This window comes from Saccharopolyspora antimicrobica (genome assembly GCF_003635025.1).
Lineage (GTDB): Bacteria > Actinomycetota > Actinomycetes > Mycobacteriales > Pseudonocardiaceae > Saccharopolyspora > Saccharopolyspora antimicrobica.
The window spans coordinates 4630694-4642518 of the sequence record NZ_RBXX01000002.1 but is presented as its reverse complement, the minus strand read 5'-3'; the positions used below and the strand labels follow the sequence as shown (position 1 = coordinate 4642518).

Annotated in this window: 7 protein-coding genes; 6 read left to right on the top strand and 1 reads right to left on the bottom strand. The window is 70.8% G+C overall.

Annotated elements, in window-relative coordinates; genetic code table 11:
* Positions 1–82 precede the first annotated feature (82 nt).
* From ATL45_RS22500 to ATL45_RS22490, 3 genes are all read left to right on the top strand, one after another.
* Positions 83–679 carry a TetR/AcrR family transcriptional regulator gene (locus tag ATL45_RS22500; RefSeq protein WP_211841262.1) on the top strand — a complete coding sequence of 199 codons (597 nt, stop codon included), beginning with the start codon at positions 83–85 and terminating at the stop codon, positions 677–679.
* Between the two features lie 126 nt (positions 680–805).
* Complete coding sequence (locus tag ATL45_RS22495) at positions 806–3169, top strand: ATP-binding protein (RefSeq protein ID WP_093148169.1); 2364 nt, start codon at positions 806–808, stop codon at positions 3167–3169.
* 421 nt (positions 3170–3590) lie between these two features.
* Positions 3591–4289: a transglycosylase SLT domain-containing protein gene (locus ATL45_RS22490; protein ID WP_093148165.1), complete on the top strand. Its 699-nt coding sequence runs from the start codon at positions 3591–3593 to the stop codon at positions 4287–4289.
* A 246-nt stretch (positions 4290–4535) separates the two neighbouring features.
* Here the strand turns inward: ATL45_RS22490 and ATL45_RS22485 are convergent, their stop codons facing one another.
* On the bottom strand, positions 4536–5213 hold the full coding sequence (locus ATL45_RS22485; RefSeq protein ID WP_342775299.1) for a FadR/GntR family transcriptional regulator: 678 nt from the start codon (positions 5211–5213) through the stop codon (positions 4536–4538).
* 185 nt (positions 5214–5398) lie between these two features.
* Here ATL45_RS22485 and ATL45_RS22480 point away from each other — a divergent pair, with 185 nt between their 5' ends.
* The 3 genes from ATL45_RS22480 to ATL45_RS22470 all read left to right on the top strand — a co-directional run bounded on the left by ATL45_RS22480 (position 5399) and on the right by ATL45_RS22470 (position 11745).
* Positions 5399–6808, top strand: a complete 1410-nt coding sequence (locus ATL45_RS22480) for a GntT/GntP/DsdX family permease (RefSeq protein ID WP_093148157.1) — start codon at positions 5399–5401, stop codon at positions 6806–6808.
* Positions 6809–6931: 123 nt separating this feature from the next.
* A complete protein-coding gene (locus tag ATL45_RS22475; RefSeq protein ID WP_093148153.1) occupies positions 6932–9220 on the top strand; it encodes a HelD family protein in 2289 nt (762 codons plus the stop codon).
* Between the two features lie 140 nt (positions 9221–9360).
* Positions 9361–11745 carry a helicase-associated domain-containing protein gene (locus ATL45_RS22470; RefSeq protein ID WP_093148148.1) on the top strand — a complete coding sequence of 795 codons (2385 nt, stop codon included), beginning with the start codon at positions 9361–9363 and terminating at the stop codon, positions 11743–11745.
* Positions 11746–11825 lie beyond the last annotated feature (80 nt).

Here is an 11825-nt window from a genome sequence, read left to right as displayed (position 1 = left end):
CTCCGACAGAACCGGACTCCAGAGGTCCGGTTGTGCGCCGAGTCTAACCGGACCCACCAAGTCCGGTTGCTAGGGTGAGCTGGTGACCGCGGTGGAGAAGCTGCTCGGCGAGACGGCGCGGGCGGACGCCCAGCGAAACGTGCGACGCCTCGTGGCCGCGGCCCGCGAGGCCGTCGCCGAGGTCGGCGTGGACGTGACGGCGCACGAGATCGCCCGCCGGGCCGGGGTCGGCATCGGCACCTTCTACCGGCGGCTGCCCTCCCGCGAGGCCCTGCTGCAGGCCGTCGTCGAGGACACCGTCTACGAGATCGTCGAGCTGGCCCGGGACGCGCTGCGCGATCCCGACCCGTGGCACGGGTTCTGCACCTTCGCAGCCGAATTCGTGCAGCTGCGCGCCATGAGCTGCGGCATCAACGAGGCGCTGGGCACCGACTGCGCGTTGTCCCTGGACACCCCGCTGGAGCAGTTGCGGGAGCAGATCAGGCTGCTCGTCGAGCGCTGCCAGGAGTCCGGCGCCATGCGCGACGACGTGCCCTGGCAGGACGTGCCGTTCGTGCTGACCTCAGTGATGACCGGCGATCGCACGATCGGGCTGACCGCCGCGGACGACCAGTGGCGGCGGAACCTGCGCATCGTGCTCGCCGGGCTCCGGGGACAGCAGGTTCACACGTCCGAGTGAAACCCCTCGCGGCGCCGCGCGACGCCCCGCCTGCGCGCTGTTCCGCTCACCACACTTCTGGGTGACGAGGCGTGCGCTGGGACAAGATCGCAGGTCAGAGCCCATTCGGGCGGTTAAGCTCGTGGCGTGGTCACCACTGCGCGAGCCCGCGTGCGGGAGCCGGCGGGCAACCTCCCGGCCGACGTCACGAGCTTCGTCGGCCGGCGCCGTGAGATCACCCTGACCAAGCGGCTGCTCGCCGAATCCCGGGTCGTCACCCTCACCGGCCCCGGCGGCGTCGGCAAGACGCGGCTGGCCATGCGGGTCGCGGGCAACATGCGCCGCTCGTTCCGGGACAAGGCGTGGTGCGTCGGGCTGGAGGACGTGCGGGACGGCTCGCTGGTCGTCGACGCCGTCATAGAGCAGCTCGGCATCGGCGTCCCGAGCGCGGGCGAGGACCTCGACACCGTCGTCGAACAGCTCAAGAACCGCGAGATGCTCCTCGTGCTGGACAACTGCGAGCACGTGGTCGAGGACGTCGCGCTGCTGGTCGACGCGGTGATGCGGTGGTGCCCGGGCGTGCGGGTGCTGACCACCAGCAGGCAGTCCCTCGGCGTCGCCGGGGAGGCCACCATGGTCGTCCCGCCGCTGCAGGTGCCCGACATCGAGCACCTGCCGCCGCCGGAGGCCTACGAGCAGTTCGCCTCGGTCCGCCTGTTCATCGACCGGGCCAGGGCCGCGGTGCCCGAGTTCGAGGTGACCACCGACAACGCCACCGCGCTGATGCGCCTGTGCTACCACCTCGACGGCAACCCGCTGGCGATCGAACTGGCCGCGGTGCGGTTGCGCTCGCTGTCGCTGCAGCAGCTGGAGGAACGCCTCGCCGAGCGGTACGACCTGCTCACCGAGGGCCGCCGCGGTGCCCCGGCCCGGCAGCAGACGCTGCGCGCGCTGATCGACTGGAGCTACGAGCTGGCCTCCGAGCAGGACCGGCTCGCGTGGGCCCGGATGTCGGTGTTCTCCGGCACCTTCGACCTGGCCGCCGCCGAGCACGTGGCGAGCAACGGCCTGACCGGCTCCGACGTGCTGGGCGCGATCCACTCGCTGGTGGACAAGTCGGTGCTGCTGCGCGAGGAGGACGGCGGCGAGGTGCGCTTCCGGCTCCCGCACGCGCTGCGCGAGTACGGGCAGGACAAGCTCGAGGAGTTCGGCGAGCTGGCCGCGATCCGGCAGCGGCACCTCACGTGGTTCAGCGATCTCGCCGGGCGCTTCGCCGCCGACTGGATCGGCCCGGACCAGGTCGCCTGGATGCAGCGGCTGCGCAAGGAGCAGGGCAACCTGCGGACCGCGCTGCAGAACGCCGCGGTGGACCCGGACACCGCGGGCACCGCGCTGGGCATGGCCACCGACCTCTGGCAGTACTGGGTCATCCGCGGGCTCAACGGCGAGGCGCGCCACTGGCTGGAGCAGGTGCTGGCCAACACCCCGCGCGAGGTGCCCGAGCGGGTGCGCGCGCTGCGGGTCGGCGCCTGGTTCGCGCTGCTGCACGGCGACCTGGACAACGTGCAGGCGATCCTGGAGCAGGCGACGGTGCTGGCCACGCAGCGCGGCGAGGAAGCGGAGAAGCCGTACCTCGCGCTGGTGCGCGGGCTCGCGGCGTTCGCGGGCAACGACACGGCGCGGGCCACCACGCTGGTGGAGGACTCGCTGGGCCAGTTCCGCAAGCGCGAATCGCTGCCCGGTGAGCTGTTCGCCCTGTTCGCGCTCGGCATGATCAAGGGGCTCGACGGGCCGGTCGATACCGGCCTCGCGCTGCTGGCCGAGTGCGTCCGGCTGTCCTCCGAGCAAGGTGAGCTGTACTGGCAGTCCTACGCGCTGTGGGCATCGGCGCAGGTCGAGTCGCTGCACGGGGATCTGGAGCGGGCCGATGCGGCGGCCAAGAAGGCGCTCAGGATGCAGTGGCGGTTGGACAACCGGCTCGGCATCGCGTTCAGCATCGACACCCTCGCCTGGATCGCCCAGCAGCAGGGCAAGTACGACCGCGCCGCCCGGCTGTTCGGCGCGGCGGCGTCGGCCTGGGACGTGGTGCGCGCCAAGCCGGGGTTCTGGGCCCGGTTCGCCGCCGACCACGACGAGCACCAGGCGCAGACCCGCACCGCGCTGGGCGAGGAAGCGTTCCAGGAGGCGTTCGACCGCGGCCGGGGCCGCCAGCTGTCCGTGCAGCAGATCGTCGACTTCGCGCTGGAGGTCAAGCGCCATTCGCGGGTGCGCACCGACGAGAACGTGCACCCGATGCCGCTGACGCGGCGGGAGCGGCAGATCGCGGACCTGGTCGCGCAGGGCAACACCAACAAGGAGATCGCGGAGAACCTGGTGATCGCCCAGCGCACGGTCGAGGGCCACGTGCAGAACATCCTCACCAAGCTGGACTTCTCCTCCCGCGCGCAGATCGCCGGCTGGGTGACGGCCCAGCGCACGGCGAGCGAAGCGAGAGACACCGTCCCGCGCTGAGCCCACCCGCCCGGCGCACGCTGCGGACGTGGAGGCGGCCTCGGCTCGATTTCGCGCGAAATCGTCCCCACCCCCGCGTGCGCAACGCCGATCTCGCGCGAAATCGCCAACCACCCCGCCCGCCTCGCCTGCCGACGGATGCGGATAGGTGCGGACGACTCGATCGGCATTAGGATCATGGGGCGGTGCTTCCGGGCTGTTGCGCGAACCACAGGGGGACTCACTTTGAGTAGTCGCCAGCCCGCGATATGTCGTCCATTCGGGCTAATCTAGGTACCTAACTACGTGCAAACCTCGGTGCGCGTGCACTCTCCGTGCCGGAACCTGGGTTCTCGTGACCCCCGAACCTGATTCCCCCGACAACCGCATCCTCGACGACCGAGATCCCCGGCCGACCGGTTCGCACCGTTGGGAGAGGGCGGTGCCGAACACGGCGAGCTGGCTGCGTGCGGCATTCCTCGGCGACAAGTCCGACCGGCAGCACCGCGTCGCCCCGAAGACGCGGGCGCTGCAGCTCGGCACCGCGGCGGCCGCCTTCGGCGTGCTCGGCGTGGTCACCGGCGTCGGCGGCCCCAGCACCGAGCAGCCCGCGGTGGAGACCGCGGCCGTGGTCACCCCGATCGACCAGGCCGTCCCGCTCCACGTCCCGGCCCCGCAGCCGGCCGCCGACCCCGGACCGGCGGCCGCCCCCGCACCGGCCGAGCAGCCCGCCCCCGAGGCCGCTCCCGTGCCGGAGCAGCCGGTGCAGGAGGCGAAGCCGGTCGACCAGATCGGCGCCTGGATCGACGAGGCCGTGCACGTCATGGAGCAGAACGGCGTCTCGCGCGACCAGGTCGACACCGAGGCCATCCGCATGATCATCATGCACGAGTCCAACGGCGACCCGAGCGCCACGAACAACTGGGACTCCAACGCCGCGGCCGGCACCCCGTCGATCGGTCTGATGCAGACCATCGAGCCGACCTTCGAGTCCTTCGCGCTGCCCGGCCACGAGGACATCTACAACCCGGTGGACAACATCATCGCGGCCACCCGATACGCGATCTCGCGCTACGGCTCGGTCGCCGACGTCCCCGGCGTCTCCGGCGTCCGCTCCGGCGGCAGCTACCTCGGCTACTGAACCCCCCGACGCGCCGCAGCTTGGTGTGCCCGGGCCTCCCCCGACCCGGGCACACCAGTCCCCGAAGCTGCGGCGCACCGATCAGAAAGACGCAATTTCAATGGAAATCAGACATCAGATTTCCATTGAAATTGCACAACCCCCGACGCACGTCGGCGTGTCAGGGCCCCGACACGCCGGCCACCCGCCTGGTGCCCCGAGCCGTCCCCAGTCCGGCTCGGGGCATCCGGCTGTCGACTGCGCGGGTCAGCGGGCTCCGGCCTGGGCGCCCGCCAGGCCGGAGAGGGTTCCCTCCAGGGCTTCGGCGACCAGCTCGCGCATGGCCTCCTCGGCACGGGCCCGGTCACCGCTGCGGATGCACTCGGCGATCTCGCAGTGCAGGCGGACGGCGACCGGGCGCGGGTGCTCCGGCATCAGACCGTGCCCCGCCCGCCAGGTCAGCAGCTCCTCGACCACCTCGTGCAGCTGGGCGAACATCTCGTTGCCCGAGGCCCGCAGCACCAGCCGGTGGAACTCGACGTCGGCCGCCATGAAGGTCTCCAGGTCGCCGGATCGCGCCGTGGCCACCATCCGCTCGGACAGCGCGACGAGCCGGGCGGCGTCCTCGTCGGCCGCGCGCTGGGCCGCCGCGGCCGCGGCCATCGGTTCGACCGCGGTGCGCAGCTCCGCGAGGGTCTTGAGCTGCGCGGTGCGGTCGGCCGCCAGCAGCCAGCGGATGAGCTGCGGGTCGAAGGCGTTCCACTCCTCGCGGGGACGGACCACGTTGCCGACCCGCTGGCGGCCCACGACCAGCCGGATCGAGGCCAGGCTGCGCACCACCTCGCGGGCGACGCTGCGGGAGATGCCGAACCGCTGCTCCACCTCGTCGGTGCGCAGGACGCTGCCGGGCGGGTGCGTGCCGGCGGCGATCTCGTGTCCCAGCACGTCAAGGACCCTGCCGTGCAGCCCGCCGCCCATTTCGCCCCTTTCGCCGCTGAACGCACCAAACATAGGCGGCCGGACCGGGGTGACGGGCACAACAGACATACTTAATCGGTCCACATGGCAATAAAGTCATACTTATTGCTTAGGCTGTGCCGCGCACCAGCTGCTCAACGAGGAGCCCCTCCATGCCAACCAGCCTTTCCGGCGGCCTCGCCGCCGTCCTCGCCCAGGCGCCGCAGCCCGGCGGGTGGACCCCGCACGACACGCGCCTGCTGATCGCGGCCCTGGCCGGCATCGCCGTCATCGTCGTGCTGATCAGCTGGGCGAAGCTGCACCCCTTCCTGTCGCTGGCCCTGGGCGCGACCACGCTTGGCGTGGTGGCCGGGATGCCGTTCACCGACCTGGTCTCGACCTTCACCGAGGGCCTCGGCAAGACCGTCGGCGACGTCGGCCTGCTGGTCGCGCTCGGCGCGATGCTCGGCAAGCTGCTCACCGACACCGGCGGCGCCGAGCGGATCGTGGAGACGGTCCTGCGCCGCACCACCGACCGCACCCTGCCGTGGGCGATGGTGTTCATCGCCGCGCTGCTGGGACTGCCGATGTTCTTCGAGGTCGGCGTCGTGCTGCTCGTCCCGGTCGTGGTGATGGTGGCCAGCCGGTCCGACCAGCCGATGCTGCGCATCGGCATCCCCGCGCTGGCCGGGCTGTCGATCCTGCACGGGCTCGTGCCGCCGCACCCCGGCCCGCTGGCCGCGGTGGACGCGCTCAACGTCGACCTGGGCACCACCCTCGCGCTCGGCGTGCTGGTGTCGATCCCGACCGCCATCGTCGCCGGGCCGCTGTTCGGTTCGTTCATCGCCAAGCGCGTGCAGCTGCCGCCCGCCACCCACCTGCTCGGCAAGTCGACGGTGGAGACGGCACCGGAGAAGCGGCCCAGCTTCTTCGCCGCGGTCGCCATGCTCCTGCTGCCCGTGGTGCTGATGCTGGGCAAGTCGGTGGCCGAGCTGCTGCTGGCCGAGGACAGCTTCGGCTACCTGGTGCTGGACACCGTCGGCACGCCGGTCGTGGCCATGATGCTGACCGTGCTGATCGCCATCGTGGTGCTCGGCACCGGTGCCCGGTTCAGCCGCAACCGGCTCTCCGAGGTGGTCGGCGGTTCGCTGCCCGCGATCGCCGGGATCATCCTGATCGTCGGCGCGGGCGGCGGCTTCAAGCAGACCCTGGTCGAGTCCGGGGTGAACAACATGATCACCGACCTGGCCACCGGGGCGCACCTCTCGCCGCTGGTGCTGGGCTGGCTGATCGCGGTCGGCATCCGGGTCGCCACCGGTTCGGCGACGGTGGCCACCATCTCCGCGGCCGGCATGGTCGCGCCGATGGTGATGGGCCTGCCGCCCGCTCAGGGCGCGCTGGTGGCGCTGGCCATCGGCTCCGGCTCGCTGTTCCTCTCGCACGTCAACGACGCGGGGTTCTGGCTGGTCAAGGAGTACTTCGGGATGACCGTCGGGCAGACCCTCAAGACCTGGTCGGCGATGGAGACGCTGCTCTCGGTGACCTCCTTCGCGGTGATCCTGGGCCTGTCGGCGGTCCTGTGACCACGGGGTCGTGAGCGCCTTTCGCGCTCACGACCCCGCTGCACGCGCGCGGTATATTGGTGGGTCGGGCCGACCTGCGAGTCGGGCTTGCCCCCATTCCCCCTGAGTACCGAGGTGGCGCAGTTGTCCAACGCCCGATCCGATCGGGATGCCGTCCGCGCGCAGGAGATCGCAGCCGAGCAGCAGTACCTCACCGTGCTGTACGACAAGCTGGACGCCCTCCGGCAGGAGACCACGCAGCGGTTGAAGGACACGCTGCGCGACAGCGGCGGCCCGCCGCAGGCCCGCACCGAGCGCGACATCTCGACCCGGATGTACACCGACAAGCTCACCCAGCTCAGCGCGGTGGAGCACGGGATGTGCTTCGGGCGGCTGGACCTGGACAGCGGTGAGACGTTCCACGTCGGCCGGCTCGGGTTGTTCGACGAGGACAACGAGTACGAGCCGCTGCTGCTGGACTGGCGCGCGCCGGCCGCCCGGCCGTTCTACCTGGCCACCGCGGCCGCTCGCGACGGCGTGCGCCGCCGCAGGCACCTGCGCACCAGCTGGCGCAAGGTGCTCGACTACGAGGACGAGGTGCTCGACCTCGACGCCGCCGAGCAGGGCAGCGACCTCGGGCTGGCCGGGGAGGCCACGCTGCTGGCGCGGCTCGACGCCCGCCGCACCGGGCAGATGCAGGACATCGTCGCCACCATCCAGGGCGAGCAGGACCGCATCATCCGCGCGGGCATGAACGGCGTGCTGGTGGTGCAGGGCGGACCGGGAACCGGCAAGACCGCGGTGGCGCTGCACCGCGCGGCCTACCTGCTGTACACGTTCCGCGAGCAGCTGTCCAAGCGCGGTGTGCTGGTCGTCGGCCCGAACGAGACCTTCCTGCGCTACATCGGGCAGGTGCTGCCCTCCCTCGGCGAGACCGGCGTGCTGCTGTCCACTGTGGGCGGTCTGTACCCGGGGATCACCGCGACCGGTGCGGAATCCGCGCGGGCGGCGGAGATCAAGGGCCGCGAGAGCATGGTGGAGGTGCTCACCGCGGCGGTCCGCGACCGCGAGCAGGTGCCCGCCGACCACGTCGAGGTCGTCTTCGACCGCGAGCCGCTGCGCATCGACCGCAAGACCGCCACGCAGGCCCGCACGCGCGCCCGCCGCGCGCGCAAGCCGCACAACCTGGCGCGCCGGATCTTCCGCAACGAGATGTTCTCCGCGCTGACCCTGCAGGTCGCCGACCGCCTCGGCCGCGACCTGCTCGACCGGCGCGACCTGGACGAGATCAACGTGGAGCTGCGCGCCGATCCGGCGGTGGACCGGGCGCTCGACGAGCTCTGGCCGGAGATCACCCCGCAGCAGCTGCTCGACGAGCTGTTCAGCTCGCCGGAACGCCTGATCACGGCCACCCGCAAGCACCTCGACGACGAAGAGCGCGAAGAGCTGCAGCGGGCCGCGGGCGCACCGTGGACTCCCGCCGACGTGGCGCTGCTGGACGAGCTCGCCGAACTGCTCGGCGAGGACGACGCGCAGGCCCGCGCCGAGCGCGAGCGCCAGGAGCGCGAGGAACTCGCCTACGCGCAAGGCGTTCTGCACATCATGGAGCAGGACGAGGAGATCGCCGACGAGGAGCGGCTGCGGGTCTCCGACGTGCTCGACGCCGAGCTGCTGGCGGAGCGGTTCCGCTCCCGCAGCGACCTGACCGCGGCGGAACGCGCTGCCGACGACCGCACCTGGACGTTCGGGCACGTGATCGTGGACGAGGCGCAAGAGTTGTCGCCGATGGCGTGGCGAGTGCTGATGCGCCGCTGCCCGAGCCGGTCGATGACGCTGGTCGGCGACGTCGCCCAGACCGGCGCGCTGGCCGGGGCGAACTCCTGGCACGACGTCCTGCACCCCTACGTCCAGGACCGCTGGAAGATGGTCGAGCTGACCGTCAACTACCGCACTCCGGCCGAGATCATGGACATCGCGGCCGAGGTGCTGTCCGAAATGGACACCGAGCTGGAGGCACCGACCTCGGTGCGGACCAGCGGGCACCAACCGTGGTCCCGCCGCGTCGACGACCTCGCGACGACGCTGCCGGAAGCGGTCACCGACGAGCTGCGCGAGGTCGCCGACGGCCGCCTCGCGGTGCTGATGCCGCCGCAGGTGCTGGCGGAGATCGGCCCGCAGCTGGCGGATTCGCTGCCCGAAGCGGTGATCGGCACCAGCGCCGACGACCTGGACGCCCCGGTCGCCCTGCTGACCGTGGAGCAGGCCAAGGGCCTGGAGTTCGACGCGGTCCTGCTGGTGGAACCGGCCGCGATCGCAGAGGAATCCGAGCGAGGCCTCAACGACCTCTACGTGGCCCTGACCCGGGCGACCCAACGCCTCGGCGTCCTCCACACCGACGAGCTCCCCGCGGTCCTGCGCGGGATCACCGAGTGATCTGGTTCCGCCTGCTCAGGTCCCGTGAGCACTTTGGGGTGCTATAGCCCCACAAAGCACTCACGGGCCATGACCTGCGCAGACGGCACGCGGGGTGCCAGGGCACCGATTGATCGGACGGAGCTGGGACACTCACCCAGGTGGATTCCGATTTCGTCCAGTGGCTCCGCGGTCTGGGGCGCGATCAGCTGACCGCACTGCTGAAACACCGGCTCCAATCCGCAGCAGCTGGAGCCTACTCGCTGTCCCGGCTGGCTGCGGTGCTCGATTCCCCCGGCGCGGTGGAGTCCGCGCTGCAGCGGCTCGACGCCGGATGCCACGAGGTCCTGCAGGCGCTGTGCGTTCTCGACGACGGCTGCACCCGTGAGCAGATCGAGCAGGTACTCGGCGATTCCCCCGAACTCGATCGCGCGCTTCGGGTGTTGCAGGACCACGGTCTCATCCGGCCGGTTCCGAAGGGTGCGATCCAGCTCGCTGCACCGCTGCGCCGCGCCCGCACCGCGCGGCTGGGCCGCCCGGTCGCGAAACTCCTCCAGCCGCACCTGAGCAACACCGTCCGCGGCATCGCCGAAGCCCTCGATCTGGAACCCGCCAGGCGCAAAGCCGACATGGTGCGCAGCATCGAAGAGTACATGCAGGATCCGGCGAAGATGACCGCCGAGTTGGCGAAAGCTCCCGCCACCGCCGCGCGGCTGCTCGATGAACTGGTCAACGACGATTCGGCGTTCGCGCCGTCCTTCGGCGCCCCACCACCGAAGAGCCCGGAGGTGCGCTGGCTGCGCAGCCGGGGCTTCCTCATCGCCCCCGACCACCACCTCGCCTACAGCGGTCCGTTCGAGGTCCCCCGCGAGGTCGGGCTGGTGCTGCGGGAATCCCAGGCCCGGCCGGTACTGCGGCCGGCACCGCCGAAACCGCCCACTACCGCGGTCGACCCGACCGAGGTCGACAAGGCGGCGGCGCTGGCTGCGACCGGGTTCGTCGACGGGGTGGCCGGACTCCTCGAACACTGCACCGCCCACCCGATCGCGATGCTGCAGAACGGCGGTGTCGGCGTCCGAGTGCTCAAACAGCTGGCCAAGTCCTTGAAGACCGACCAGCACGAGATCCGGCTCTGGCTGGAGACAGCCGCCGCGGGTGAGCTGCTCAGCCTCAACGACGCGGGCCACCTCATCCCGTCGAACCTCGCCGATGACTGGCAAGCCGGAACTCCCGCGCAGCGCTACGTCTGGTTGGCCCGCACCTGGTGGGAACAGCCCGCCGCAGCGATGTTCAGCAAGGTCGTGGACAAGCCCGAACCGGCGATGCTGCCCAGAGACAGCGCGTTCGACCAAGCGTTGCGCACCGATCTGGTGGCCGAGATGGCCGACTGGGAGCCCGGAGCCGCGCTGGACGAACCTGACCTGATCGGCGAGAAGCTCGCTTGGGAACGCCCCGCGCTCTACTGCTGCGCTCCGGACCTGGCCGACCCCCTCCAGGTCAGCTGGACCGAGGCCGAAGCCGTCGGGGTGATCGCCTGTGGTGCACTGTCCACATTGGGCCGTTGCGTGTCCGACGACGAGGCGCTGCTGGCGGCGGCCGCACAACTCCTGCCGGATGCGCAAGAGACCGCGCTTCTGCAAGCGGATCTGAGCGCGGTGGTCGCCGGCACGCCGAGCGCCCGGCTCGCCGCAACGCTGAACCTGATGGCCGAACCGGAAGGCCGGGACACCGCATCGACCTGGCGGTTCAGCCCCGAATCCGTGCGCCGCGCGATGGATCGAGGCCATTCCGCCGACGACTTGCTGGGTCGGCTCGCCGAGATCGCCCGCGCCGATCTGCCGCAACCACTCGAATACCTGATCAAGGACGTGGCACGGCGATTCGGGCAGCTGCAGGTGCGCACCGTGCAGTGCTGCGTGCTCGGCGAGGAACCCTTGCTGCGGGAAGTCAGTGCGAATCGCACACTGCGTGCACTTTCGCTGCAGGTCTTGGCCCCCACCGTGCTCGCGTCGAGCCGGCCTAAGGAGGAAACGCTGGCCGCGTTGCGCAAAGCGGGCTACGCCCCGGTTTCGCAGGACAGCAGCGGCACCGTCGTGATCGAGCGAGCGGTGACCGACGACCGTCCTCCGGTTCTCGTGGCGCAGCCCCACTACCTGGATCTGAGGCCGTCCCCGCCGGACGAAGCCGACCTCCGCGAACTCGCCGAGCACCTGCTGGCCCAGCCAGACGGCGACGCACGGCAGGAGGTCTTGGTGAACCTGGTGGACAACACGCCGGTCCGCCTGGGCACGGTCCTCGCTGAACGGACCGTCGGATTGTCCGACCTCGAAGTCGAGCACATCCGCAAGGCGATCTCGACCGAAACCGAGGTGGAGATCGAGTATCGCGACCAGAACGGCAGCTGCACGACTCGCGTCATCACGCCACACATCGTCGCCGGCGACCACCTCGATGCCTACTGCCACCTGCGCGAGGAAGACCGCCTGTTCCGGCTGGACCGGATCCGCGCGGTCTCCCCGGCGCCACGCCGGCCCAGGAGGAGATGACTCGCTAAGGCGCGCTACTCGAACGCTGTTCACCCTTGACAGGTTAGTGAACACCCACTAACTATGGTGAGTAAGCACTC

Excerpts from the sequence above, each read along its gene's own strand:
- ATL45_RS22480 (WP_093148157.1), top strand. The coding sequence starts at position 5,399 with ATGCCAACCAGCCTTTCCGGCGGCCTCGCCGCCGTCCTCGCCCAGGCG.